24 protein-coding genes are annotated in these 26,098 nt (G+C 71.5%); 22 read left to right on the top strand and 2 right to left on the bottom strand.

The window, feature by feature from the left end; genetic code table 11:
- Nucleotides 1-4 precede the first annotated feature (4 nt).
- On the bottom strand, nucleotides 5-724 hold the full coding sequence (locus tag AB0C03_RS24430) for a GntR family transcriptional regulator (protein WP_357639000.1): 720 nt from the start codon (nucleotides 722-724) through the stop codon (nucleotides 5-7).
- A 123-nt stretch (nucleotides 725-847) separates the two neighbouring features.
- On the opposite strand from AB0C03_RS24430, the gene AB0C03_RS24425 reads away from it, so the two are divergent.
- The 12 genes from AB0C03_RS24425 (at nucleotide 848) to AB0C03_RS24370 (ending at nucleotide 13,620) form a co-directional block, all read left to right on the top strand.
- On the top strand, nucleotides 848-1,894 hold the full coding sequence (locus AB0C03_RS24425; protein ID WP_210864458.1) for a sugar ABC transporter substrate-binding protein: 1,047 nt from the start codon (nucleotides 848-850) through the stop codon (nucleotides 1,892-1,894).
- Nucleotides 1,894-2,982 (top strand): mandelate racemase/muconate lactonizing enzyme family protein, encoded by a 1,089-nt coding sequence (locus AB0C03_RS24420; RefSeq protein ID WP_030330523.1) that lies wholly within the window; start codon nucleotides 1,894-1,896, stop codon nucleotides 2,980-2,982. The genes AB0C03_RS24425 and AB0C03_RS24420 overlap by 1 nt, the downstream gene beginning before the upstream one ends.
- The gene (locus AB0C03_RS24415) at nucleotides 2,979-4,052 is read left to right on the top strand and encodes an ABC transporter permease (RefSeq protein ID WP_030330521.1); all 1,074 of its coding nucleotides are present in this window, start codon (nucleotides 2,979-2,981) and stop codon (nucleotides 4,050-4,052) included. Before AB0C03_RS24420 ends, AB0C03_RS24415 begins: the two co-directional genes overlap by 4 nt.
- The gene (locus AB0C03_RS24410; RefSeq protein ID WP_036411135.1) at nucleotides 4,049-4,999 is read left to right on the top strand and encodes an ABC transporter permease; all 951 of its coding nucleotides are present in this window, start codon (nucleotides 4,049-4,051) and stop codon (nucleotides 4,997-4,999) included. The genes AB0C03_RS24415 and AB0C03_RS24410 overlap by 4 nt, the downstream gene beginning before the upstream one ends.
- The gene (locus AB0C03_RS24405) at nucleotides 4,996-6,528 is read left to right on the top strand and encodes a sugar ABC transporter ATP-binding protein (protein ID WP_357638996.1); all 1,533 of its coding nucleotides are present in this window, start codon (nucleotides 4,996-4,998) and stop codon (nucleotides 6,526-6,528) included. Before AB0C03_RS24410 ends, AB0C03_RS24405 begins: the two co-directional genes overlap by 4 nt.
- On the top strand, nucleotides 6,525-7,502 hold the full coding sequence (locus AB0C03_RS24400) for an aldo/keto reductase (protein WP_030330515.1): 978 nt from the start codon (nucleotides 6,525-6,527) through the stop codon (nucleotides 7,500-7,502). The genes AB0C03_RS24405 and AB0C03_RS24400 overlap by 4 nt, the downstream gene beginning before the upstream one ends.
- Before the next feature lie 64 nt (nucleotides 7,503-7,566).
- Complete coding sequence (locus AB0C03_RS24395) at nucleotides 7,567-8,406, top strand: fumarylacetoacetate hydrolase family protein (RefSeq protein ID WP_030330514.1); 840 nt, start codon at nucleotides 7,567-7,569, stop codon at nucleotides 8,404-8,406.
- Nucleotides 8,406-9,710, top strand: a complete 1,305-nt coding sequence (locus AB0C03_RS24390; protein WP_357638993.1) for an enolase C-terminal domain-like protein — start codon at nucleotides 8,406-8,408, stop codon at nucleotides 9,708-9,710. The genes AB0C03_RS24395 and AB0C03_RS24390 overlap by 1 nt, the downstream gene beginning before the upstream one ends.
- Nucleotides 9,711-9,779: 69 nt before the next feature.
- Nucleotides 9,780-10,568 carry an SDR family NAD(P)-dependent oxidoreductase gene (locus AB0C03_RS24385; protein WP_357638991.1) on the top strand — a complete coding sequence of 263 codons (789 nt, stop codon included), beginning with the start codon at nucleotides 9,780-9,782 and terminating at the stop codon, nucleotides 10,566-10,568.
- 138 nt (nucleotides 10,569-10,706) lie between these two features.
- Complete coding sequence (locus AB0C03_RS24380) at nucleotides 10,707-11,489, top strand: hypothetical protein (protein ID WP_357638989.1); 783 nt, start codon at nucleotides 10,707-10,709, stop codon at nucleotides 11,487-11,489.
- 389 nt (nucleotides 11,490-11,878) lie between these two features.
- Nucleotides 11,879-12,877 (top strand): RNA polymerase subunit sigma-70, encoded by a 999-nt coding sequence (locus AB0C03_RS24375; RefSeq protein WP_210864453.1) that lies wholly within the window; start codon nucleotides 11,879-11,881, stop codon nucleotides 12,875-12,877.
- Nucleotides 12,878-12,882: 5 nt separating this feature from the next.
- Entirely contained in the window at nucleotides 12,883-13,620 is a 738-nt protein-coding gene (locus tag AB0C03_RS24370) for a DUF6069 family protein (RefSeq protein ID WP_030330506.1), read from the top strand.
- 15 nt (nucleotides 13,621-13,635) lie between these two features.
- Here the strand turns inward: AB0C03_RS24370 and AB0C03_RS24365 are convergent, their stop codons facing one another.
- The gene (locus AB0C03_RS24365; protein ID WP_030330504.1) at nucleotides 13,636-14,403 is read right to left on the bottom strand and encodes a FadR/GntR family transcriptional regulator; all 768 of its coding nucleotides are present in this window, start codon (nucleotides 14,401-14,403) and stop codon (nucleotides 13,636-13,638) included.
- Between the two features lie 131 nt (nucleotides 14,404-14,534).
- Here AB0C03_RS24365 and AB0C03_RS24360 point away from each other — a divergent pair, with 131 nt between their 5' ends.
- From AB0C03_RS24360 to AB0C03_RS24315, 10 genes are all read left to right on the top strand, one after another.
- The gene (locus AB0C03_RS24360) at nucleotides 14,535-15,821 is read left to right on the top strand and encodes an ABC transporter substrate-binding protein (RefSeq protein ID WP_030330502.1); all 1,287 of its coding nucleotides are present in this window, start codon (nucleotides 14,535-14,537) and stop codon (nucleotides 15,819-15,821) included.
- 75 nt (nucleotides 15,822-15,896) lie between these two features.
- A complete protein-coding gene (locus AB0C03_RS24355; RefSeq protein WP_209444522.1) occupies nucleotides 15,897-16,847 on the top strand; it encodes a carbohydrate ABC transporter permease in 951 nt (316 codons plus the stop codon).
- Entirely contained in the window at nucleotides 16,844-17,659 is an 816-nt protein-coding gene (locus tag AB0C03_RS24350; RefSeq protein WP_210858458.1) for a carbohydrate ABC transporter permease, read from the top strand. Before AB0C03_RS24355 ends, AB0C03_RS24350 begins: the two co-directional genes overlap by 4 nt.
- 7 nt (nucleotides 17,660-17,666) lie before the next feature.
- Complete coding sequence (gene dgoD / locus AB0C03_RS24345; protein ID WP_357638985.1) at nucleotides 17,667-18,815, top strand: galactonate dehydratase; 1,149 nt, start codon at nucleotides 17,667-17,669, stop codon at nucleotides 18,813-18,815.
- Between the two features lie 32 nt (nucleotides 18,816-18,847).
- Nucleotides 18,848-20,077 carry a D-mannonate dehydratase ManD gene (manD, locus tag AB0C03_RS24340; RefSeq protein WP_030330497.1) on the top strand — a complete coding sequence of 410 codons (1,230 nt, stop codon included), beginning with the start codon at nucleotides 18,848-18,850 and terminating at the stop codon, nucleotides 20,075-20,077.
- Nucleotides 20,067-20,615 carry a gluconokinase gene (locus tag AB0C03_RS24335; RefSeq protein ID WP_357638982.1) on the top strand — a complete coding sequence of 183 codons (549 nt, stop codon included), beginning with the start codon at nucleotides 20,067-20,069 and terminating at the stop codon, nucleotides 20,613-20,615. Before manD ends, AB0C03_RS24335 begins: the two co-directional genes overlap by 11 nt.
- A gap of 97 nt (nucleotides 20,616-20,712) precedes the next feature.
- Nucleotides 20,713-22,419, top strand: coding sequence for an ABC transporter transmembrane domain-containing protein (locus AB0C03_RS24330; protein ID WP_357638980.1), 1,707 nt, complete (start codon nucleotides 20,713-20,715; stop codon nucleotides 22,417-22,419).
- Entirely contained in the window at nucleotides 22,416-24,242 is a 1,827-nt protein-coding gene (locus AB0C03_RS24325) for an ABC transporter ATP-binding protein (protein ID WP_357638978.1), read from the top strand. The genes AB0C03_RS24330 and AB0C03_RS24325 overlap by 4 nt, the downstream gene beginning before the upstream one ends.
- Before the next feature lie 170 nt (nucleotides 24,243-24,412).
- Nucleotides 24,413-24,991: a sigma-70 family RNA polymerase sigma factor gene (locus tag AB0C03_RS24320; RefSeq protein ID WP_210864449.1), complete on the top strand. Its 579-nt coding sequence runs from the start codon at nucleotides 24,413-24,415 to the stop codon at nucleotides 24,989-24,991.
- A gap of 17 nt (nucleotides 24,992-25,008) precedes the next feature.
- The gene (locus tag AB0C03_RS24315) at nucleotides 25,009-26,070 is read left to right on the top strand and encodes a threonine aldolase family protein (protein ID WP_357638976.1); all 1,062 of its coding nucleotides are present in this window, start codon (nucleotides 25,009-25,011) and stop codon (nucleotides 26,068-26,070) included.
- The last annotated feature ends 28 nt before the right edge of the window (nucleotides 26,071-26,098 follow it).

The raw sequence follows: 26,098 nt of genomic DNA, 5'->3' as shown, positions 1-26,098 counted from the left end.
TGGGTCACGCCGGGTCGCGCGGTGACCCGGGGGCGGGAAGCCGGTCGAAGGCGGGCAGGTGGCGTTCCCGGGCGGCGCTGAGGTGGGCGCGCATCGCCTCGGTGGCGGCCGCCGCGTCGCCGGCGACGATGGCGGCGGCGATGCGCTGGTGCTCGGTGTTGGTGTCCGGCGCGCCGGTGACCGGAAAGTAGAGCCGGTGCAGGTGCAGGTGTGAGTGCAGCCGGGTGATGGTGTCGCGCAGCAGTGGGCTGCCGGAGACCTCGGCGATCAGGTCGTGGAACTTCGCGTCCAGCGCGGTGAAGGCGGCGTGCCGGCGATATCCGTCGCCGGCCTCCACGTCGATGCTCGCGGCCGCCTCGACGCTGATCCGTTCGCGGGCTTCGGCGGAGGCGTGCGTGGCGGCCCGCCCGGCGGTGGCGCCCTCCAGCAGTTGGCGGACGTCGAACAGGTCGTCGAACTCGGCACGGGTCAGCAGCGGCGTGGTGGTGTAGCCGGAGAGGGGGCGTTTCCGGACCAGGCCGTCGGCCTCCAACCGGGCGAGTGCCTCCCGCACCGGGGTGGGGGAGACGTCCAGCTCCCGGGCCAGCGCGTCGATGTTGACCCGCTCACCGGGGGGCAGGATGTGGTCCATGACCAGCGTCTTGATCGACTCGTAGACGTCTTCGGCGAGGGTGAGTCGACGGGCGGGACGGAGTCGACCCTCGCGAGGTTCCTGCTGGGCCATCTCGTCTCCTCAACAACCCCTTGACTGTTCCGGTGTGAGCGAGTACACACTAGCAAAGCAACATCCTATAGGAAATAGGTTTCCCTGCCACCGTCTCGCACCACCACCCCCGAGGAGACGAACATGTCGCGCAGAATGCTGTCCCGAATCGGCTCGGGCCTCACCGTCGTGGCCCTCGCCACGACCACTGTGGCCTGCACGAAGAAGAGCGACACCACCGCCGAGGCCGGTGGCCGGGAACCGGCGCAGGTCAAGGTCGCGCTCGTGCCCGGCGGCTCACACCCGTACTTCCAGCCGTGGAAGGACGCCGGGGCCAAGGCCAAGACCGAGCTGGCGCTCGGCGACGTCACCTTCAACGAGACCGCGGGCTGGGACCAGACCAAGCAGAACGACGTGCTCAAGTCCCTCGCCGCGCAGGGCTACAACGCCTTCGGGGTCTTCGGCGTCTCACCCGACAACATCAACTCCACCTTCGAGGACCTCAAGCGGCAGGGCTTCCCCGTCGGCTCGCTGGCCTCCTGCCCAGCCGGCGCCAACAAGGCCGACTTCTGCCTCTCCACCGACGTGGAGGTCGCCGCGTACAAGGGCGCCAAGGCCGCCATCGACGCGATGGGCGGTCAGGGCAACCTGGTCCACCTGACCGGAAACAAGGTCGACTCCAACACCCAACGCCGGATCGCGGGCGTGGAGAAGGCGGTCGCCGAGACCGGCGGCAAGGTGACCCTGATCCAGAGCGTCACCGACATCGACAAGGACCTGCAGAGCGCGCAGAAGGCCGTGGCCGACCTCCTCGCCGCGAAGGGCCGGCAGATCCAGGGGATCGTGAACACCGCCTACAACCCGGCGGTCGCCTCGGCCGAGGGTGTCCGCCAGTCGAAGCTGCCCATCAAGGTCATCGCCATCGACGACGACCCGACGGTCCTCGACGGGCTGCGCGGCGGCTCGGTGGCCGCCACCGTCCTGCAGAACCCCGTCGGTCAGGCCCAGGTCGGCTCGTACGCCCTGATGAAGCTCAGCGGCGGCTGCACCATGGCCGAACCCGGGGTGACCATCGACTCGGGCTCGTTCGTGGTGACGAAGGACAACCTGGACGGCTACGAGGCCGACCGCACCGCCACCACCGAGGCACTGCGGAAGAAGTTCGACGGCGACCTGCTCAAGTGCAGCTGATGTCGAGCATCACCACGGCCGAGGCGTACCTCGTCGACATTCCCGTGGAGACCGTCCGCACCGACGCGGTACAGGCGTTCCTCAAGCAGGAGACGATCTTCGTCGAGGTGCGCACGGCCGACGACGGGCACGGCACGGGGTACGCGTACACGATCGGGACCGGCGGCACCGCGGTGCTCGCGCTGCTGCGCGACTACCTGCTGCCGCACCTGGTCGGCCGCGACGCCGCGCGGGTCGAGGCGATCTGGCGTGACCTGCACGCCGCCACCCGCGCCACCGCCGTCGGGGCCATCACCTCGCTGGCGCTCGCCGCGATCGACACCGCGCTGTGGGATCTGCGCGCCCGCGCCGCCGGTCTGCCGCTGTGGGTGCTCGCCGGTGGCGCCAAGGACCGCGTCCCGCTGTACGACACGGAGGGCGGCTGGCTGCACCTCACCGAGGACGAGCTGGTCGCCGGCGCGAAGGCGTCCCAGGCGGCCGGCTGGCCCGGCGTCAAGCTGAAGGTCGGCAAGCCGAACCCGGCCGAGGACGCCGCCCGGATCGGCGCGGTCCGGGCTGCCCTCGGCGACCACGTCGACGTGATGGTCGACGCCAACCAGTCGCTGACCGCCGCCGAGGCGATCCGCCGGGCCCGGCTGCTCGAACCGCACCAGCTCGCCTGGTTCGAGGAGCCGCTGCCGGCCGACGACATCGCGGGACACGAACTGCTGGCCCGCGCGACCAGCATCCCGGTCGCGGTGGGGGAGTCGATGTACTCGATCGGCCAGTTCGCCGAGTACCTGCGTCGGCAGGCCGCCGGCGTCGTCCAGGTCGACGTGGCGCGCATCGGCGGCATCACCCCGTGGCTCAAGGTGGCGCACCTGGCCGAGGCCTGCAACGTGGTGGTCTGCCCGCACTTCCTGATGGAACTGCACGTGAGCCTCTGCGCGGCCGTGCCGAACAGCCGCTACGTCGAGCACATCCCACAACTGCGCGCGATCACCCGGACCGAGATCGCGATCGTCGACGGCCACGCGCTCGCCCCCGACGAGCCGGGCCTCGGCATCGACTGGGACCGCGACGCGATCGAGGACAGGAGGGTGGCGTGAAGACGGAAACAGCGCCGGAGGCGTCGGCGGCACCCCCGGCCGCGGAGCCCCGGCCGCCGACCAGGGCCCTGCCGGTCTGGGCGAACCCCCGGCTCGGCCTGCTCATCGTCATCGCCGTGCTGGTCGCGCTCTTCTCGTCGCTCACCCCCGCGTTCCTCGACCCCCGCCTCACCCTGGCACCGCTGCAGGCCGACATCAGCGTGTACGCCGTGGTCGGTCTCGCCCAACTCGCCGTGCTGTCGCTCGGGCACATGAACATGGCCGTGGGCCGGATGGCCGCGCTCTCCACCTTCGCGATGGGCCTGGCCTACGACCGGCTCGGCGTACCGCTGCTGGTCGGGCTGCTCGTGGGTCTCGCCGTCGGGGCGGGCATCGGCGCGCTCGCCGGCCTGCTCATCGCCAAGACCGGAGTGAACTCGTTCGTGGTGACCCTCGCGCTCGACTTCGGGCTGCTCGGCCTGGTCACCATCCTCTACACCTGGGCGACCGGCGGGGTGTCGTTCGCGGTGCAGCCGAGTGGGCTCTCCGCGCTGCGCTTCGACACCTTCGCCGACTACTGCATGGGCGAGGTCTGCGGGCCCCGGATCCCGCTGGTCGTGCCGATCGCGGTGGCCGCGGCGCTCGGTGTCGGGCTGCTGTTCCGGCGTGCCCGGCTGGGCCGGGAGATCCTGATGACCGGCTCCAACCCGGTCGCCGCCGAGCTGTCCGGTATTCCCACGCACCGGCGGGTGGTCGCCGCGCACGCGCTGAGCGGGCTGCTCGCCGCGCTGGCCGGGTTCCTGCTCGCCGCCAACAACGGCGCCTTCTCCGCCACCATCGGGGAGTCGTTCCTGCTGCCGTCGTTCCTGGCCCCGGTGCTCGGTGGGACGCTGCTCGCCGGTGGCGCGGTCAGCGTCCTCGGCACCGCGCTCGGGGCGACCCTCACCCAGGTCATCTACAAGGGACTCAACCTGCTCCAGTTCTCCCTGGAGGAACTGAAGCTCTACATCGGACTGGTGCTGCTCGCGGCGCTGTCGCTGGACCGGCTGCGGGCCGTGCTCGCCGAGCGAAGGGCGGTGTCACCATCATGAGGAGCCTGATCCGGACCAACGAGTTCACCCTCGCGGTGATCGCGGCGCTCGGGTTCGCGGCGCTCGCGGTCGCCACCGACTTCAACCTGCTCACCGCCGGCACCCTGGACGCCTTCCTGCGTTTCCTCGCCCTGCCGATCGTCATCGGCCTGGCCCAGATGGTGGTGCTCGCCGTCGGTCAGATGAACCTCTCGGTGGGCGTGCTCACCGGGTTCTGCGCGATGGCCTCGGGTTGGCTCATGATCGACGCCGGGCTGCCCGCCCCGGTCGCGGTGCTCGCCGCGCTGGCCCTCGGCGCCGTCGTCGGACTGGTCAACGGCCTGCTGGTGATCTTCACCCGGATCAACGGGTTCATCGTCACCCTGGCCACCATGACGATCCTCGAAGGACTGCGGTACGGGGTGAACGGCACCGGCACCTACCAGGGCTACTCGCCCGGCCTGCGGGAGTTCGGGCAGGCGTCGCTGGCCGGCGTGCCAGTGGTCTTCCTGCTGGCGGTGGCGAGCGCCGTCGCTGTCGCCCTCTTCTTCCGGCGCACGGTGCCCGGCCGGCACCTGCTCGCCTCCGGCGGCAACCCGTTCGCCGCCCGACTGTCGGGCATCTCGAACGACCGGGCGCTGGTGCTGGCCCACACCCTGTCGGGGCTGCTGGCCGGCTTCGCCGCGGTGATCGTGGTGGCCGCCTTCGGCTCGGTGAACGCCTCGATCGGCGACGACCTGCTGCTGCCCAGCTTCGCCGCACCGATCATCGGCGGTGTGGCCCTGGCCGGCGGCATGATCAGCGTGACCGGCACGGTGCTCGCTGCCTTTCTGGTACGGCTCGTCGACGTGAGCCAGTCGCAGTTCGACATCAACCGGCGGTGGGTGGACCTCATCATCGGCGCGGTGGTCCTCGGCGCGGTGCTGCTCGGGCAGTTCCGCGACAAGCTCTCCGGAGGTACCCGATGAGCGTCGTGCTGGCCGCGGAGAAACTGGTCAAGACGTTCCCCGGGGTGCGCGCCCTGGACGAGGCGACGCTGACAGTGGCCGCCGGCAGCGTGCACGCGCTGCTCGGCGAGAACGGCGCCGGCAAGAGCACCCTGATCAAGATCCTGACCGGGGTGTACCGGCCGGACGGTGGGCAGCTGCGGCTGCCCGGACCGGACGGGCAACCGCGTACGGTGCAGCTCGGCAACCCGCAGGACGCCCAGCGGGCCGGCATCGGCGTGGTGCACCAGGAGCGGAACCTGATCCCGGCGTTCAGCGTCGCCGAGAACATCTGCCTGCAACATCTGCCCCGCCGCGCCGGCCTGGTCGACCGGGCGGCGTTACGGACCGAGGCTCGCCGTTGCCTCGAACTGCTCGACCTCGACCTGGACCCCGACCTGCCGGTGTCGCGGCTGTCGGTGGCCCAACTCCAGCTGGTGGAGATCGCCAAGGCGTTGTCGGCCGACTCGACAGTGCTGCTGCTCGACGAACCGACCGCGTCACTGACCAACGACGAGGCCGACCGGCTCTACGGCATCGTGCGTCGACTGTCCGAGCGGGGTCACGCCACAGTGCTGGTCAGCCACAAACTGGAGGAGGTCTTCGCGATCGCCGACACGGTGACGGTGCTGCGCGACGGGCGCAGCGTCGCCGAGGCGGAACCCCTCGCCGAGCACAGCCGCGAGGAGATCGTCGACCTGATGGTCGGCCGGGCGTACCGGCAGGTGCACCTCGCCGCCCGGGCCGTCGCGGCGGACGTCGAACCGGCGCTGGCGCTCGACCACGTCGCCACCGCCGCCGGCCACCACGACGTCAGCCTCACCGTTCGCCCCGGCGAGATCGTCGGCCTGTACGGGCTCGTCGGTGCGGGCCGCAGCGAACTGGCCAAGGCGTTGCTGGGCCTCGACCGGATCACGGCCGGTGAGGTGCGGGTGCACGGGCGGCCGGCCCGGATCCGGGACGTGGGTGACGCCCTGCACCGGTACCGGATCGGCTACGTCACCGAGAACCGCAAGGAGGAGGGCCTCTTCCTCGACCAGACCGTGGCCCGCAACACAGCGGTGACCGTGTGGCGCCGGCTGGCCCGGCTGGGACTCGTCCGCGACCGCTCCGAGCGGACGCTCGTCGACGAGTACGCCGACCGGCTGGGCATCCGACTCGCCTCGCCCGACCAGCACGCCGGTCAGCTCTCCGGCGGCAACCAGCAGAAGGTCAGCCTGGCCAAGTGGCTGGCGGCCGACTGCGACGTGCTCATCATCGACGAGCCCACCGTCGGCATCGACGTGCGCACCAAGGCGGCCTTCCACGAATTGATCGCCGGCCTGGCCGCGCGCGGAATGGCCATCCTGCTGATCTCGTCGGACCTGCCGGAGATGGTCACCCTCGCCGACCGGATCGCGGTGATGCGCGAGTTCGCCATCGTTGGTGAACTGGACAACGACCACGACTACGAGCGGATGAGTCAGTCGGTGATCCGGTTCATCCACGACGGGCAGGGGGTTGTCGCGTGAAGGCCGTCGAACGAGTGACAGTGGGGCGTACCGACGTGGTGGTGACCCGGCTCGGGCTCGGGCTCGCCCCGATCGGCGGGATGTTCGACGCCGTCGGTGACGAGGTCGCGCACGCCACCGTCGCGGCGGCCTGGGATCTCGGGCTGCGCTACTTCGACACCGCCCCGCTCTACGGTTGCGGCCTCTCCGAGCGACGCGCCGGGGCGGTCCTCGCCGGCAAGCCGCGCGACGCGTTCACCGTCTCCACCAAGGTGGGCCGGCTGCTCGTCCCCGACGGTGGTGACCGGCAAGAGTTCTGGGCCGAGCCGACCGACCTCGTGCCCCGGTTCGACTTCTCCGCCGCCGGAGTACGCCGCTCCCACGCGGAGAGCCTGGCCCGAATGGGGCTGGACCGGATCGACATCGCGCACATCCACGACCCGGACGACCACCTCGCCGAGGCGGTCGCCGGGGCGTACCCGGCGTTGGCGCAGCTGCGGGCGGCCGGCGAGATCGGCGCGGTCAGCGCCGGCATGAACCAGGCCCCGGCGCTGGTCGAGCTGGCCCACGCCGGCGACTTCGACTGCTTCATGCTCGCTGGCCGGTACACGCTGCTGGACCAGTCCGGCCTCGACGAGCTGTTGCCGCTGTGCCAGGCGAAGGGGATCGCGATCATCGCCGCCGGGGTCTACAACTCGGGCCTGCTGGCCGACCCGAGCCCGGGCGCCCCCTACGACTACGCCCCGGCCGGCCGCAGGCTGCTCGACCGGGCCACCGCGATCCGGTCGGTGTGCGAGCGGCACGGCGTACCGCTGCGGGCCGCGGCGATCCAGTTTCCGCTCGGGCACCCGGCGGTCACCAGCGTGGTGGTCGGCGCCCGGGACCCGGAGCAGATCGCCGACAACGTGGCGATGTTCGAGTGGGACGTGCCCGATGCGCTGTGGGCCGATCTCAAGGCCGAGGGTCTGCTGCCGAGCCAGGTGCCGACGCCGTGATCATCGACGCGAGCAGCCGTCCGGCTTGTGTCGCGACTCGTACCTATGCACTGGAGGTTGGTTCGTGAAGTTCATGCGCGTCGGGCCCGTGGGGCGGGAACGCCCCGTGCTGTTCGCCGACGGAAGGCACTTCGACCTCTCGTCGCTCACCGCCGACATCGACGGCGAGTTCCTCGCCGGCGACGGCGTGCGGAGGGTCCGCGAGGCCACCGACCTGCCCGAGATCGACGTCACCGGTCAGCGGGTCGGCGCACCGGTCGCCCGGCCCGGGGTGGTGCTCTGCGTGGGGCAGAACTACGCCGCGCACGCCGCCGAATCGGGCGCCGCGCCACCGACCGACCCGATCATCTTCTACAAGGCGCCCAACACCGTCGTCGGCCCGCACGACGAGGTCCTGATCCCGCGTGGCTCGACGAAGACAGACTGGGAGGTGGAGTTGGCGGTGGTGATCGGCCGACCGGCCCGCTACCTCGCCTCGCCCGCCGACGCCCTCGGGCACATCGCCGGGTACGTCCTCTCCAACGACGTCTCCGAGCGGGACTTCCAACTCGCCGTCTCCGGTGGTCAGTGGTCGAAGGGCAAGTCCTGCGAGACGTTCCAACCGCTCGGCCCGTGGCTGGTCACCGCCGACGAGGTCGGCGACCCGCAGGCGCTGCGGCTGCGCTCCTGGGTCAACGGCGAGCCCCGACAGGACTCCAGCACCAAAGACATGATCTTCGACGTGGCGTACCTGGTCTGGCACCTGTCCCAGTACACAGTGCTGGAGCCGGGCGACGTCATCAACACCGGCACCCCGCAGGGAGTGGCGCTCTCCGGCCGCTTCCCGTACCTGACCGCCGGCGACGTGATGGAGGTCGAGATCGACGGCCTCGGTCGGCAGCGCAACACGCTCCGGGACGCCTGATGGCGGTGATCACCTCCGTCGACACGTACGACGTCCGGTTCCCCACCTCGCGGAACCTCGACGGTTCCGACGCGATGAACCCCGACCCCGACTACTCGGCCGCGTACCTGGTGCTGAGCACCGACGACGGCCCGGACGGGCACGGCTTCACCTTCACCATCGGGCGGGGCAACGACGTCTGCCGGGCGGCGATCGACGCGCTGGTGCCGTACGTGGTCGGCCTGGACCCGGACACCGTGGACCTCGGTGCGTTCGCCCGCTCGCTCACCCAGGACTCGCAGCTGCGCTGGCTCGGCCCGGAGAAGGGCGTGATGCACCTCGCCGCCGCAGCGGTGATCAACGCGATGTGGGACCTGGTCGCCAAGCGGGCGGGCAAGCCGGTCTGGCGCTACCTGGCCGACCTCAGCCCCGAGCAGATCGTCGACCTGGTCGACTGGCGTTACCTCACCGACGCCCTCACCCCCGACGAGGCACTGGAGATCCTGCGCGCCGCCGAGCCGGGTCGGGCCGACCGGATCGCCCGGCTGACCGAGCGGGGCTACCCCGCGTACACCACGTCGCCCGGCTGGCTCGGCTACTCCGACGACAAGGTGGTCGGGCTGGCCAGGCAGGCCGTGGCCGACGGGTTCACCCAGATCAAGCTGAAGGTGGGCGCGGACGCCGCCGACGACGTACGACGCCTGAAGATCGCCCGCGAGGCGGTCGGCCCGCGGATCCGGATCGCGCTCGACGCCAACCAGCGCTGGGACGTCGCCGAGGCGGTCGACCGGATGCGCGAGTTGGCGCCGTACGACCCGTGGTGGATCGAGGAACCGACCAGCCCCGACGATGTGCTCGCCCACGCGGCGATCCGGTCCGCCCTCGCCACCAGCGCACCCGACGGCGGGCCGATCCGGGTCGCCACCGGCGAGCACGTGGCGAACCGGGTGGTGTTCAAACAGCTGCTCCAGGCCGGTGCCGTCGACGTCGTCCAGATCGACGCCTGCCGGGTGGGCGGCGTGAACGAGAACGTCGCCATCCTGCTGCTCGCCATGAAGTACGGGGTGCCGGTCTGCCCGCACGCCGGGGGAGTGGGCCTGTGCGAGCTGGTGCAGCACCTGTCGATGTTCGACTTCGTGGCGGTGTCCGGCTCGATGCGTGACCGGGTCGTCGAGTACGTCGACCACCTGCACGAGCACTTCCTCGACCCGGTGGTGATCAAGGACGGGCACTACGTGGCGCCCAGCGCGCCGGGGTTCTCCGCCGCGATGCGTCCGGAGAGCCTCGCCACGTACGCGTACCCCGACGGGCCGGCCTGGATCTGACCCGGGACGCGCTTCACCGCGCGGCCGACCTGACGGCGGTGCGTCAACTACTCGGAAGGAGAGAGCAGCATGCGGTGTGACGGTCTGGTGGCAGTGGTGACCGGAGGCGGATCGGGGATCGGGCTCGCGTGTGTGCGGGCGTTCGCCGCCGCCGGCGCCCGGGTGGGTGTCCTGGACCTGGAGCTGTCGGGTCTGCCGGAGGATCCCGGCGTCCTCGGCGTCCGGGCGGACGTGGCCGACCGCGCCTCGCTGAGCACGGCCGTCGCAGCGGTCGCCGAGGCGTTCGGCGGCATCGACATCCTGGTCAACAACGCCGGGATCTCGGCCGTGGGCACGGTGGAGGAGAACGACGACGAGCAGTGGAGCCGGGTACTCGACGTCAATGTCTCCGGTGTGGCCCGCACCAGCGCCGTCGCCCTGCCGTACCTGCGCCGGTCGTCGTCCGCGGCGATCGTCAACATCTCCTCGATCGCGGCGACCACGGGTCTGCCCAAACGCGCCCTGTACTCGGCGTCGAAGGGTGCCGTGCACGCCCTTACCCTCGCCATGGCCGCCGACCTGGTGACGGATGGCGTCCGGGTCAACTGCGTCGCCCCCGGCACCGTCGACACGCCCTGGGTGGCCCGCCTGCTCGCCGGCGCCGCCGACCCGACGGCGGAGAAGCGGCACCTGGCCTCGCGGCAGCCGACCGGCCGCCTGGTGACCGCCGACGAGGTGGCCGCCGCCGTCGTCTACCTCGCGTCGCCCGCGACCGGGTCGGTGACCGGTTCGTCGCTGCCTGTCGACGGAGGCATGTCCGGCCTGCGCCTACCTGCCCCGGCGCGGCCCGCGGCCGATCCTGCCGAATCGGGCGCGTGACATGATTGCGCGATGGGGAAACAGCAGGACGTCGGCGAGCCCGACCGTCACAGCGGGTCCGGCACCACCGCCCACCGTCCGATCGGCGGGAGCGCTGACGCTCGACTCGCGCTCGCCCAGGACCCCACAACGCCACAAATGACCCTTATCGACCTGGCGTCCGACCCGTCGGTACTGGTCCGCAAGGCGGTCGCCGCTCGGGCCGACGCACCCGCGCAAGCCCTGCGACCGCTCACCCGCGACCATGATCGTCAGGTCCGGGAGGCGGTGGCGAGGAACCCCTCCACCTCGATCGCCAACCTCATGCGCCTGGTCAAGGACGCCGACCGGTGGGTCCGCTGGGCGGTCGCCGGCAACCCGGCGTGCGACGAGTCGATCCGCCAGGTCATGGCGCAGACCTCGGACAAGGAGCTTCGCGGCCTGCTCGCGGAGAGTCGGGAGCTGGAGCCGGAGCTGGCCGCCAAGCTGATCGACGACGTGTCACCCGAGGTACGGGAACGACTCGCCACGCACACCCACGACCCCGACGTGATCACCGCCCTGTTGGCCGACCGCACCGCACGCGTACGCAAGGGGGTCGCCCGCAATCCACGGACCACCGCCGAGCAGCGCAGCGCGCTCGCCGCGGACCCGGTGGTCGACGTCCGTGCCGCGCTGGTGCGGGCCGTCGAGCTGAGCGAGGCGGATCTGGCCCGGCTGGTCGACGACCGCGCGGTGCAGGTCCGACTGGCGATGGCCACGTCCGACGTCGTTCCGCCGCACATCCGGCAGGCGCTCACTCGCGACGCCGACGAGATGGTGGCCAGCGCGGCGCGCGACCACCGCCCCGGAGCCGGCAACGCCTCCGCCGTGCGGGCACCCCGCATCGCGCACCGGCCCTCCGCCGGTGCGGGCCGATCGGGCGGCGGCACCGCCCGGTAGCACCGCGCCGCGTCCCCCAGGCCGTGCGGGCGGGTGCTGATCGGAGCCATCGGGGACCCGGGTGCTCCGCCGAGCGGCGGATGCGCCCGCGAGCGTGATGACTCACAGGCATCATGATGCCTGTGAGTCATCAGGCTGGTCGGGACGTCTGCCCCACGACGACCGTGCGGGTTGGTGCGACCAGCTGCCGTCGGTCGCTGTCGGATCAGTACGGCCGCCGGATACCTCGATGCGACAGCACCCGCGCCTGCTCCTCGCTCATCTGGACATGATCCCAGCACCACCCCGCCATCGCCCGCCGCCGACGAGCGCCCATCCCGAGTGATGAGTTGTCGCGTCCGCGCCCGTCATACCTCCGACAGGACATGACGAGGCGGAAGGATGACGTGATGAGTGCGGACACACGGTTGCAGGAGATGGTTGTGAGCGGTCTCGGCGAGGTCGACGAGCCGGCGTTCTCGGGGCTGGCACAGCGGCACCGGCGGGAGCTGCACGTGCACTGCTACCGGATGCTCGGCTCGTTCGAGGACGCCGAGGACACGGTGCAGGAGACGTTCCTGCGGGCCTGGCGGCGGCGGGAGACGTTCGAGGGGCGGTCGACGTTCCGGGCATGGCTGTACCGGATCGCCACCAACGCCTGCCTGGACCTGCTCGCCAAGCGCCGCCCGGAGCCGGCGACCGGCGGTGAGGTGCTGTGGTTGCAGCCCTACCCGGACCGGTTGCTCGACGAGCTGCCCGCGGGCGACGGGGACGAGCCGGAGAGCGTCGCCGTCGCGCGGGAGACGATCGAGCTGGCGTACCTGGTCGCAGTCCAGCACCTGGCGCCGCGTCCACGGGCCGTGCTGATCCTGCGCGACGTGCTCGGCTGGCCGGCGAAGGACGTCGCGGAGCTGCTCGGGGATTCGGTCAACTCGGTGAACAGCGCACTGCAGCGGGCCCGTGCCGGCATGCGGGAGCACCTGCCCGCCGAGCGGCAGGACTGGGTCGGCGGCGACGAGGACGCCGGGACGCGCGAGCTGGTGCGCCGCTTCACCGACGCCAGCGTGGCCACCGACGTCGACGCGCTCGCCACCATGCTGCGCGACGACGTCCGCTCCTCGATGCCGCCCACGCCGGGCCTGTCCGTCGGCCGCGACGCGGTGCTGGGCAACTGGGTCGAGGACGGCTTCGACGCCATGTCGGGCCTGCGCGCGGTGCCCACCTCGGTGAACCGGCAACCCGCTGTCGCCTTCTACCACTGGCGCGAGCAGGAGGGCGCGTACCTGCCGCTGACGATCGACGTCCTGCGCGTCACCGGCGGCGCGATCACCGAGGTCTTCATCTTCCACGCCGACCAGTTCCCGCGGCTCGGTCTGCCGCCGCGACTGCCGGCCGACGGCAGGGAGTAGTCCCGATGCGGACGCTGACCCTGCCCGGGGGCGCCCGCGCGGCGGTGGTCGGGGCGCAGTGGTCCGACGCGTTCGCCGTCGTCACCAGCGGACGGATCCAGCTGGAGCTGCGCGACGGCGAACCAGGGCCGGTCCTCGGACGCGACGCCGGGTTCTGGCTGCGCGGCACCGGCGTCCGCGCTCTGCGCAACCCCGGCCGCCGCACGGCGACGGTGCGCGTCTGTACGCCACGGGACGTCCCACGCCAGTCAACCAGTCCGGTACGCCAGCTCACCGTCGATGGAGACGCCATGACCAGCACTGAGGACACCCAGATCGCCGCCGGGCCGACACCGGGCCAGCCCCGCCGGGGTCACCGGCTGCGGAGGCTTGCCGGCACCGGCCTGGTCGCCACGCTCGCGGCGATGGTGGCCACCACCCTCGCCGCCGCGCTGGCCCGGGCCGTCGGCGTCGATTTCGCGATCCCCGACGGCGGCGGCGAGACGATCCCGTTGTCCGGGTTCGCCGTGGTGACGGGCTTCTTCTCGGTGGTGGGCGTTGTCATCGCCGGCGCTCTCCTGTGGTGGAGTGCGCGCCCCGCCCACCGGTTCGTGTGGACGGCGGTGGCGCTGACCGCGCTCTCGCTGATCCCACCGTTCGTCTCGGGGGCGAACGCGGCCACCATCGCCGCTCTGCTGGGGCTGCACCTCGTCGCCGCGACGGTGATGATCCCGGTCCTGACGCGCAGCCTCCGTACCGACTGACGCACGCGCTGGTCGCTACCCGGTGCCGTGCTCGGGCCCGCCGGTCTGCTCCCACAGCGACTTCATCTCGTCGAAGGCCTGCTCCATCAGCTGCACCATCGCCTGCCGGGCGCGCTCACCGTCGCGACGCTGGATCGCCTGGGCGACATCGGCGTGCATCTGGAGGGCCTGCTCGTGCGGGTGGTGCGGCATGAGGTGGTGCTTGTGCCGGCCGGTGAGCACCTCCGCGACCAGCTCCTGGAGCCGGACGAACATCTCGTTGCCGGAGGCGAGCAGGACCCGCCGGTGAAACTCGATGTCGAGGTGCAGGAAGCGTTCCTCGTCGCCGGCCTCGCCGGCCGCCCACATCTTCGCCGCCAACCCGACCAGGTCGCTGGCCTCGTCACGGCCGATCCGGCTGGCGGCCAGGAAGGCCGCGTGCGGCTCGACCGCGGTGCGCAGTTCGGTGATCGACCGGAGCTGGGCCATCCGACCCGCCGAGGCGAGACGCCAGCGGATCACCTGCGGGTCGAAGACGTTCCACGCGCTCGCCGGCCGGATCAGCACGCCCACCCGTCGACGCGCCTCGATGAAGCCGATCGAGGCCAGCACCCGCAGCACCTCGCGGACGACCGAGCGGGACACGGCGTACCGCTCGACCAGCTCGTCGATGTTGAGGACCGACCCGGGGGGCAGTTCACCGCCGCAGATGGCGGTGCCGAGGTGGTCGAGGACGCGCGCGTGCAGCCCGGACTCGGCGGGGAGGGGCGAAGCGGCTGCAACCTCTGGTGAGGACGGTTCCACTCAAAGATCATATCATTTGCATCTACCTCTTGAGGTAATCAGCTTTTTCGGCCTAGCATCCCGATGTTAAGCGGATGTAACGCCGAGGTAGCGGCTCTCTCGGGGGCGGCCACGACAGAAAGAGAGACAGCGTGCGACGTCGACTGGTAATCGGCACATCTCTGGCCGTGGTCGCCGCCATGAGCCTGACCGCCTGCGGTGGCGACGGCGGCGGCGAAGACTCCAAGACCGTTCGCGTGACACTCGTCAACCATGTGTGGACGGAGAACATCAGAAAGGCCCTGCCGGAGTTCGAGAAGCAGTCCGGCCTCACCGTCGACGTCACCCAGCTCGGTGAGGACCAGCTCTCCGACCAGTACAACGTCAAGCTGAACGCCGGCTCCGACGACATCGACGTGATGATGTACCGGCCCCTGCAGGAGGGGAAGCTGTTCGCCAAGAACAAGTACCTCGCCGACCTGAGCGAGAGGGCCAAGTCCGACAGCGCCTTCGAGATCGGCGACTTCCAGGCTGGCCCGATGCAGGCGACGACCTATGAGGACAAGGTGGTCGGGCTGCCGATCATCACCGAGCAGGAGGTCCTCTACTACCGCAAGGACCTGCTGACGAAGTCCGGCTTCACCGCGCCACCGAAGACGCTCGACGAGCTCAAGGCGCAGGCCGCGAAGATCGAGGCGGACAACCCGGGCGTCGCCGGCTTCGTCGCGCGTACCGGCAAGGCCGCCGCCGTCACCCAGTTCTCCAGCTTCCTCTTCAGCTTCGGCGGCGACTTCGTGGACTCCAGCGGGAAGGCGACTGTCAACACCGAGCAGGCCAAGCAGGCGTACGCCTACTACGGCGGGCTGCTGCGCGACCACGGCCCGGAGAACATCAGCACCGACATGAGCTGGTCCGAGGCGATGGCGATCTTCACGCAGGGCAAGGCCGCCTTCTACACCGAGGCCAACTCGCTCTACAAGAACGCCACCGACCCGACCAAGTCCAAGGTCGTCGACACGGTCGGCTTCGCGGCCTTCCCGGCCGGCCCGGCCGGCTCGAAGCCGTACAACATCCCGTCCTGGGCACTCGGGGTGAACGACAGCTCGGAGAACAAGGACAACGCCTGGAAGTTCATCCAGTGGGCGGCCGGCAAGGAGCAGGCGCTGGCGCAGCAGACGGCCGGCGTACCCGGTGCCCGCACCTCGGTCTGGGCGAACCCGGCGGGTACCGCCTCCTACCCGAAGGACCTGGCCGAGGCGAACACGGTAAGCACCGCCAACGGTGTCGGCCACGACCGTCCGCTGGTCGTCAAGGTGGCCGAGGCGCGGGAGATCGTCGGCCAGCCGATCGTGGACGCGATCACCGGCAAGGACGCCGCCGCCTCGGCGGAGACGGCCAACGCGGCGTTCCAGAAGTTCCTCGACGACGAGGCGAAGTAGCCCGACCGCCGGGCGGCGGAGCCGACCGGCTCCGCCGCCCCGCCGGGACCTGACCCCCGAACCCGGAGACCCCTCATGTCAGCCGTCATCACCCCCCGCACCGACACGCCCGAGGCCCCTGCGGCGGTCCAGGAAGACTCCGCCTGGTCACGGTGGACGAACGAGCACCGCAAGTGGCTCTTCGCGGCACCCGCCATGCTCTTCGTCGCCGTGCTGATCATCTTTCCGGTGGCGTGGACCGGGTACCTGAGCCTGACCGACGCCGAGGGCTCGGTGCGCGCCGAGTCGGAGTTCATCGGAATCCAGAACTACCTCGACGTGCTCACCGACACCGACCGGTTCTGGCCGGCGGTCTGGCGTACCGTCCTGTTCACCGGCGTCGTGCTGTTCTTCGAGGTCATCCTCGGCATGGCGATCGCCCTGCTGCTGTGGCGACCCTTCCGCGGTGAGAAGTGGGTCCGCGTCGCGATCCTCCTGCCACTGGTGGCCACTCCGGTGGCGGTCGGCATGATGTGGCGGCTGATCTTCGATCCCAACATCGGGATGGCGAACCAACTGCTCGGCTGGATCGGGATCGGCCCGCAGCCCTGGCTGGCCGGGCAGCACTCGGCCCTGCCGACCACGATGTTCATCGACATCTGGCAGTGGACCCCGATGGTCGTGCTGATCCTGCTCGCCGGGCTCACCTCGCTCTCCGACGAGCCGCAGGAAGCGGCGCGGATCGACGGCGCCAGCAGCTGGCAGCGGTTCCGGCACGTCACCCTCCCGCTGCTGATGCCCACGGTGATCGTCGCCATCCTGCTGCGCGGCATCGACGCGCTCAAGACGTTCGACATCCTCTACGCCACCAAGGGTCGCGGCGGCGGGTCGTTCCACGAGGTCGAGACCCTCAACGTGTACGCCTACGGCCTCAGCTTCGACTACAACGACTACGGCGTCTCGTCGACAGTCCTCATCATCTTCTTCCTGATCATCATCGGGGTGATGTGGGCCCTCACCTATCGCAAGAAGGGGCTGGGCCGATGAAGCCGAGCAAGCCGTACCGCGTCTTCCGCACCTCGGCGCTGGTGGTCGTGGTCTTCGCGCTGATGGCGCCGCTGCTCTGGATGATCGCCGCGTCGTTCAAGACCAACGTGGACATCTACGACACCGCCAAGGCGTTCGTCTTCTCGCCCAGCCTGAAGAACTACGAGACAGTTCTCCAGCAGGCCAACTATCTCCAGTTCATCGGCAACAGTCTCTGGGTGGCGTTCGCGGCCACCGCGCTCTCGCTCCTGCTCGGCGTGCCCGCCGCGTACTCGATGAGCCGGTTCAGCATGAAGAAGTCCGCGCTCGTCGTGCTGATGGCCCGGGTGATCCCCGGCGTCTCGCTGCTGGTGCCCTGGTACTACGTCTTCTCGAACCTGAAGCTGGTCGGTGGGTTCAGCGTGCTGATCCTGAGCCACATGTTCGTGTCGCTGCCGCTGATCGTCTACATCATGATGGGCTACTTCGACGGGCTGCCGGCCGAGTTGGAAGAGGCCGCCCTGGTCGACGGGCTGACCCACATCGGCGCGTTCCGGCGGATCACCCTCCCGCTGTCGGTGCCCGGCGTCGCGACCGCCGGCATCCTCTCCTTCATCTTCTCCTGGAACAACTTCATGTTCGCCCTGGTGCTCTCCGGCTCCGACACGAAGACGCTCCCCGTCGCGATCTTCGACTTCGTCGGCTACGCCAGCATCGACTGGGGCGGCCTGATGGCCGCCGCGACGGTGGTCACCCTGCCGATCATGCTGATCGCCCTGTTCGTGCAGAAGTACGTCGTCTCCGGCCTGACCGCCGGTGCCACGAAGGGCTGACCGGGTCATGACGAGGATCGCGAAGGTGGAGACCTTCCTGGTCGCGCCGCGCTGGCTGTTCGTCCGGATCGAGACGGAGTCCGGCATCGTCGGCTGGGGTGAGGCGACCTGCGAGGGCCGGTCCGAGACCGTACGCACGGCCGTCGACCAGCTCAGCGAACTGCTCACGGGTCGCGACGCGCTGCGTATCGAGGACCACTGGCAGGTGTTGACCAAGGGGTCCTTCTACCGGGGTGGCCCGATCCTGGCCAGCGCGGTGTCCGGTCTGGACCAGGCGCTCTGGGACATCGCCGGCAAGCACTACGGCGCCCCGGTGCACCAACTCCTCGGCGGGCCGGTCCGGGACCGGATCCGGGTCTACGGCTGGATCGGCGGCGACGAGCCCGCCGAGATCCGCGACCAGATCAGCGCCCGGGTCGAGGCGGGCCTGACCGCGGTGAAGATGAACGCGTCCGGGCCGATGGGCGCGCTCGCCTCGGTCGCCGACCTCGACGCGGTGGTGCGGCGGGTGGCCGTCGCCCGTGAGGTTCTCGGCGACGACCGCGACGTCGCCGTCGACTTCCACGGCCGGTTCACTCTCGCCAACGTCCGGCGGGTCGCCCCGCTGCTGGAGCCGTACCGGCCGTTCTTCCTGGAAGAACCGGTGGTGCCGGAGAACTCACACCTGATCGGTGAGGTCGTCCGCTGCACCACCACCCCCATCTCCACCGGGGAGCGGCTCTACAGCCGGCAGGAGTTCCTGCCCGTGCTGCAGGCCGGCATCGCCGTGGCCCAACCGGACCTCGCGCACGCCGGCGGCATCACCGAGGTTCGCAAGATCGCCACGTTGGCCGAGGTGTACGACGTGCAGCTCGCCCCGCACTGTCCGCTCGGGCCGATCGCCCTCGCCGCCTGCCTGCAGGTCGGCTTCGCCACCCCCAACTTCCTCATTCAGGAACAGAGCATCGGCATCCACTACAACCAGGGCGCCGAGGTGCTCGACTACTGCCTCGACCAGACCCCGCTGACCTTCGTCGACGGGTACGTGCAGCGGTTGACAGCCCCCGGCCTCGGCATCGAGATCGACGAACACGCGGTGCGGACCGCTGACAAGCGCGGGCACGCCTGGCGCAGCCCCACCTGGCGGCACCCCGACGGCTCCTATGCGGAGTGGTGAGACCCCGACCGGCACTAACGGAAAGGCCCCCAGTGAAGATCGTCGCAGCAGACGTCATCGTGTCCAGCCCCGACCGGAACTTCGTCACCCTGAAGATCACCACCGACGAGGGGATCACCGGTCTGGGCGACGCCACGCTCAACGGTCGTGAACTGTCCGTCGCCTCGTACCTGCGCGACCACGTCGCCCCGCTGCTGATGGGGCGCGATGCGCACCGGATCGAGGACACCTGGCAGTTCCTGTACCGGTCGGCGTACTGGCGGCGAGGCCCGGTCACCATGGCGGCCATCGCCGCGGTGGACGTCGCACTCTGGGACGTCAAGGCCAAGGCTGCCGGCATGCCGCTGTACCAACTGCTGGGCGGCGCGTCCCGCACCGGCATCATGGCGTACGGGCACGCCTCGGGTCGCGACCTTCCCGAGCTGTTCGACTCGATCCGCCGCCACCTCGACGAGGGCTTCCGGTCGATCCGGGTGCAGACCTCGGTGCCGGGCATCAACGCGGTCTACGGCGTGGCCGCGCAGCCCAGCGCCACCGGCCAGCGCTACGACTACGAACCCGCCCAGCGCACCCCGCTGCCCGCCGAGGAGGACTGGGACACCCGCGCGTACCTGCGCCACCTGCCGTCGGTCTTCGAGGCGGTACGCAACGAGTTCGGCCCGGAGCTGCCGCTGCTGCACGACGGGCACCACCGCATGACGCCGATCCAGGCCGCCAAGCTCGGCAAGGCCCTCGAACCGTACGACCTGTTCTGGCTGGAGGACTGCACCCCGGCCGAGAACCAGGAGGCGCTGCGGTTGGTCCGCCAGCACACCACCACCCCGCTGGCCATCGGCGAGGTCTTCAACACCGTGTGGGACTACCAGACCCTGATCCGTGAGCAGTTGATCGACTACGTCCGGTCCGCCGTCACCCACACCGGTGGCATCACCGCCATGCGCAAGCTGCTCGACTTCGCCGCCCAGTACCAGATCAAGTCCGGCATCCATGGCCCCACCGACATCTCCCCGGTGGGTATGGCGGCGGCGCTGCACCTGGACCTGGCCATCCACAACTTCGGGATCCAGGAGTACATGAAGCACACCCCGCTGGCCAACGAGGTGTTCCGGCAGTCGTTCACCTTCACCGACGGCTACCTGCACCCGGGCGACCAACCGGGGCTCGGGGTGGAGCTCGACGAGGAGGCGGCGGCCCGGTTCCCGTACGAGCCGGCGTACCTGCCGTTCAACCGGCTCAAGGACGGCACGGTCCATGACTGGTGAGCGGCGCGGCGCCCGGCCCACCCGGCACGTCGTGGTGATGGGCGTCTCCGGGGCCGGCAAGACCACCGTGGCACGCGGGATCAGCGCGGCGACCGGGTTGACGTTCGCCGAGGCGGACGAGTTCCACTCCCCGGAGAACGTGGCGCGGATGCGGTCCGGCGTACCGCTGGACGATGCCACCCGGGCGCCTTGGCTGCGGGACATCGCCGCGTGGATCGCCGACCGTGGCGCGGAGGGCCGTTCGACGGTGCTCGCCTGCTCGGCGTTGAAGCGGTCGTACCGCGACGTGCTCCGTCGGGGCCCGCTCCCTGTGGACTTCGTGCACCTGGACGGGCCGGCGGAGGTCATCCGGGCGCGACTGGCAAAGCGCGAGGGGCACTACATGCCGGCCAGTCTGCTGGAGTCGCAGCTGGCCACGTTGGAACCGGCCGGGCCGGACGAGTCGGTGCTCGTCCTCGATCTCTCGTCGGCCCCGGAGGTCCTGGTCGCGGCGGCCGTCAAGGGTCTCGGCCTGCCCGGTTCGGTGTCGGGTGGGTGAGCACCGGGCCCGCACCTCCGACCCCACCACTGAGATGTTAGGTTAGCCTTCCCTAATCATCAGTGGAGTCCGCCGCCGTGCCCTCATCGATTCGCACATGACAGTCGCCGAGACCACCGGCGGTGCCGTGCTGCGTCGCGCGCTGCGTCGACAGCGCGCCCGGGTGGCAGCGGGCATCGCGCTGCTCTGCACCCACCAGGCCACCGAAGCTCTCGTCCCGGTGGCCGTCGGCGTGGTCATCGACCGCGCGGTGGCCACCGGGGACGTCCGCGCCCTGCTGCTCTCGCTGGCCGGGCTGGCCGCCCTGTTCACGGTGCTCGCCTTCGCCTACCGGGCCGGCGCGCGACTGGCGTTCGCCGCCGTGGAACACGAGGCGCACACCACCCGGGTCGAGATCGTCCGCAGCGCCCTCGACCCGCGGGGACGCCGCTCGGGTCTGCGCGACGGCGAACTGCTGTCCGTGACGGCCTCCGACGCCGAGCTCTCCGCGCTCGTCGTGCGCGTCGCCGGACTCACCGCCGCCGCGCTCACCGCCATCGTGGTCGCCGCCGTCGCCCTGCTCGTCGTCGACATTCCCCTCGGGCTCGGGGTGCTCATCGGCGTACCCCTGCTTGTCGTCGCCCTGCAGCGGATGGCGCCGCTGCTCACCCGGCGCAGCACGTCGCAGCAGGAGGCGCTCGCCGCCACCACCGCCCTCGCCGTCGACCTCGTCACCGGCCTGCGCGTGCTGCGCGGCATCGGCGCACAGGACCACGCCGCCCGCCGGTACGCGGGGGCCAGCCGCCACGCGCTCGACGTCACCCTGCGCGCCGCCACCACCAAGGGCCTGCACCTCGGGCTCACCACCACCGTCAACGGCCTCTTCCTCGCGACGGTCGCCGGATTCGCCGGTTGGCTCGCGTTGCAGGGCCGACTCACCATCGGCGAGCTGGTGGCGGTGGTCGGGCTGGCCCAGTTCATCGCCGAGCCGGTGCAGACGCTCGGGTACTGCGTCCAGCTGTTCGCCATGGCCCGCGCCTCCGCGGGGCGGGTCGCCCGGGTCCTCGGTGCCGCGCCGGTCGTCCAGCCGGGTGACGCCGGGCCGCCCGCCCCGGGCCCGTCACGGCTCGCCCTCGACGGGGTCAGCTACGCGGGCCTCGACGACGTCAACCTGCGCGTCGGGGCCGGTGAGATCCTGGGCGTTCTCGCCTACGACCCGAGCGACGCCGAGGCGCTGGTCGCGTTGCTGGCCGGCCGGGTGCCCCGCGCGGAGCACCGGGGGACGCTCCGCGTCGACGGCGTACCCGCCGACGAGCTGCACATTGACGCCGCGCGCGCCACGATCCTCGTCGAGCAGCACGACGTGGCGCTGTTCGAGGGGACGCTGCGCAACAATCTGTGCGCCGGGACCTCCGTCGACGACGAGGTCCTGTGTGCCGCCGTCCGCGCCGCCGCCGCCGAGGACGTGCTCGCCGCGCACCCGCACGGACTGGACCGCCTGCTCACCGAACGCGGCGCGAACCTCTCCGGCGGGCAGCGGCAGCGGATCGGGCTGGCCCGGGCGCTCGTCGCCGACCCGCCGGTGCTGGTGCTGCACAACCCCACCACGGCGGTCGACTCGGTGACCGAAGGGCTGCTCGCCGCGCGACTGGCCACGGCTCGGGGGACGGGAACCCGGGGCACGGTGCTGATCACCACCAGTCCGGCGCTGCTGCGGATCACCGACCGGGTCGCGGTGATCGACCGGGGACGGGTCGTCGCCGAGGGCCCGCACGAGCTGTTGCTCGCCAGCGACGCCCGCTACCGCGAGGAGACCCTGCGATGACGGCCGAGCCGATCAGCCGGCACCTGCTGCCGACGGCCACCGGCCGGGAGACCTGGGCCGCCCTGCGCACCGAGCTGGCCCTCCTGCCGGGGCTCAGCGCCGTCGCCGGCACGTTGCTGGTCGCCGCGGCCGCGACCGGGCTGGTCGCTCCCTGGGTGCTCGGCCGCCTCGTCGACGACGTCATCGCCGGCACCGACACACCGACGGTGCTGGGCTGGGCCGGTGTGATCGCGGGCGCCGCCGTGCTCGCGGGGCTCCTCACCGCGGCCGGCGCCGCGGTCGCCGCGCGCCTCGGCGAGACCGTGCTGGCCCGACTCCGGGAACGGGTCCTCGACCGCGCCCTGCACCTGCCGTCGGCCACCCTGGAGCGGGCCGGCACCGGGGACCTGGTGGCCCGCGCCGGCGACGACGTGGCAGTGGTGACGAACGTGATCGCCACCAGCGGCCCCGCCTTCCTCGGCGCGCTGCTGTCCGTGGTGCTGACCGCGGCCGGGCTCTTCGCCCTCGACTGGCGGCTCGGCATCGCCGGATTGGTCGCGGCCCCGGCGTACGCGCTGGCGCTGCGCTGGTACCTCCGGCGATCCGTGCCGTACTACGCCCGGGAGCGGGTGGCGACGGGCGAGCGGGCGCAGGCGACCGCCGAGGCGCTGCGGGGCGCGGCGACAGTGCGCGCCTACCGGATGGAGGACGCCCACGTCGCCCGGATCGCGGATCGCTCCGGCGTCGCCCGCGACCTGTCCCTGGAGATCTTCGGCCTCTACACCCGCTTCGGGTTGCGCATCAACCGCTCGGAGTTCGTGGGGCTCGCCGCCGTGCTGCTCGCCGGCTTCCTGCTGGTCCGCGGCGACCTGGCCACCGTCGGTGCCGCCACCACCGCCGCGCTCTACTTCCACCGCCTCTTCAACCCCATCGGCCTGCTGCTGTTCGAGTCGGACTCGGTGTTGCAGGCCGGGGCCAGCCTGGCCCGACTCGTCGGGGTCACCACCCTGCCGGACACCGCGGCCCCCAGCGACGCCGAGCCCACCCGCCGCGATCGGGCCGAACCGGCCGCACTGGAGGTGACCGTCGCGGAGCACCGCTACGACGACGGGCCGGTCGTGCTGCGCGACATCACCCTGCGGCTCAACCCCGGGGAGCGCGTCGCTCTCGTCGGCGCGAGCGGCGCGGGCAAGAGCACCCTGGCCGGCATCATCGCCGGCATCATCGCGCCCACCCACGGTGCGGTCACCCTGCGCGGCGTGCCGCTGGCCCAGCTCGACGAGCACCGCCTCCGTCGCGAGATCGCCCTGATCAGCCAGGAGGTGCACGTCTTCGCCGGGCCGCTCGCCGACGACCTGCGCCTGGCCGCCCCGGACGCCACCGACGCCGAGATCACCACCGCCCTCGACCGGGTCGGCGCCACCGAGTGGGTGCGGGGACTGCCGGACGGCCTCAACACCCCGGTGGGGGAGGGCGGTCGGCAGCTCACCTCGGCCCAGGCCCAGCAGCTCGCGCTGGCCCGCCTCGTCCTCGCCGATCCGGCGGTGGCGGTCCTCGACGAGGCCACCGCCGAGGCGGGCAGCGCGGGCGCCCGGGACCTCGACCGCGCCGCGGTGGCCGCCACCGAGGGCCGTACGACGCTGGTCGTCGCCCACCGTCTCAGCCAGGCGGCCACCGCGGACCGCATCGTCGTCCTGGACCACGGGCGCGTCGCCGAGCACGGGACGCACGCCGAGCTGCTCAGCGCCGGGGGCGGATACAGCCAGCTGTGGCGGTGGTGGCGCATGCCCGACCTCGCGGTGCCGAGAGAACGCGAGAGCGCGGACCAACCCGTCCCGCGCTGAGCGGCCCGCTGGCGCTCGCGTCGGACATCCGCCAGACCAGTCGAAGGTGGGACGCCCGGGAACTTTTCCGGCTCCGGCGGCGACCACCAGAGTGCGCGGCCGATCGGCGGCGTTCCGACGACGGCATCTCGGCATGAAGGAGCGCCCGGTGGCACACAGGACGGTGGTCGGTGCGCAACGGTGTCGTTGACGACGACCAGGTGACCCGGTGGGCGCGGCAGGCGGGTCAGGGTGACGGGCAGGCCGCCACGGCGTTCATCCGGGCACTGCAGGACCAGGTCTGGCGGTTCCTGTCGCACCTGGCCGGGCCGGGGGAGGCCGACGACCTGACCCAGGAGACGTTCCTGCGGGCATTTCGCAACCTGCCCGGCTTCGCCGGCCGCTCGTCGGCCCGCACCTGGGTGTTCACCATCGCCCGGCGCGTCGCCGTGGATCACGTCCGGACGGCGGTGGCCCGACCGAGGACGGCGTCGGTGCCGGACTGGCAGGCGGCGGCCGAGGCCGCCGGTGCGATCACCACCGACGCCGACGAGGAAGTGACGCTGCACCAGCTGATCGCCGGCCTGACCCGGGAGCGGCGTGAGGCGTTCGTCGCCACCCAGGTGCTCGGCCTGTCCTACGCCGAGGCGGCGGACGTCTGCCAGTGCCCGGTCGGCACGATCCGCTCCCGGGTCGCCCGGGCGCGCGAGGATCTCGCTGCCGCCTGGCGCGCCGACACCGACCCGGGCCACGAGCGACGAACCGGCTGAGGGTGGATACTGCCGCAATGACTGTGCGGCGTTCCCTGTTCCTGCACTCGGAGCTGCGCCGTCGGCCGCACGACCTCCTGCGGTCGATGCTGGCCCAGGTCGACCCGGCCACGCCGCCGAACGGACCGGACGGGCCGGTGGCCGCCCTCGAACGGCGGGTGGCCTCCCTGCTCGGCACCGACGAAGCGCTGTTCTTCCCCACCGGGACGATGGCCCAGCAGGTGGCCCTGCGCATCCACGCCGACCGGCGCGGCAGGCGGGCCGCCTTCGCCGCCCACCCGCAGTGTCACCTGGAGGTCTGGGAACAGCAGGGGTACGCCGTCGTGCACGGGCTGCGCTTCCAGCCTGTCGGCGACCGCAACCGACTGATGACACTGGCCGATCTCACCGCCGTCGCCGAACCACTCGCGGCGGTGCTCTGGGAGCTGCCGCAACGCGACATCGGCGGACTGCTGCCGCAGTGGGACGACCTCGTCGCGCAGACCGAGGCGATGCGTGAGCGCGGCGCCGCCATCCACCTCGACGGCGCCCGCCTCTGGGAGGCGCAGACGTACTACCAGCGGCCGTTCGCCGAGATCGCCGCGCTGTTCGACAGCGGTTACGTCTCGTTCTACAAGGGACTGCAGGGCGTCGGCGGTGCCGCGCTCGCCGGGGACACCGCACTGGTGGCCGAGGCCCGGGTGTGGCGTCGTCGGCTCGGCGGCGACGTCTACGACGCGTGGCCGTTGGCCCTCACCGCGCTGCACGGCCTGGACACCCTGCTGCCCCGGCTACCGGCGCACCGGGAGCACGCGGTGGCGATCGCGGCGGCCATCAACGCCGACGGGGTGGCCCGCGCCTACCCGGACCCACCGCAGACGCCCCTGTTCCACGTCCACCTCCCGGTCGGCCCGGACGCCGCGACGCGGGCCGCCGACGCGCTGCTCGCCGCCGACGGGGTGGAGTTGTTCGGCCGCGTACGCTCGGCGCCGGCACCGGACCGATGCTCGTTCGAGGTCAGCGTCGGCGAGAACGCCATGGACCTCAGCCCCGACGAGGTCGTCGGGTTCCTTCACGAACTGCTGCGCCACGCCACCTGAAACGGGGCGGGCCCGGTTCCTGGTCGTC

It is taken from the genome of Micromonospora parva, from assembly GCF_040649675.1.
Taxonomy (GTDB): Bacteria; Actinomycetota; Actinomycetes; order Mycobacteriales; family Micromonosporaceae; genus Micromonospora; species Micromonospora parva.
Note: the sequence above shows the minus strand (reverse complement) of the source record. Positions and strands in the feature narration are given on the sequence as shown.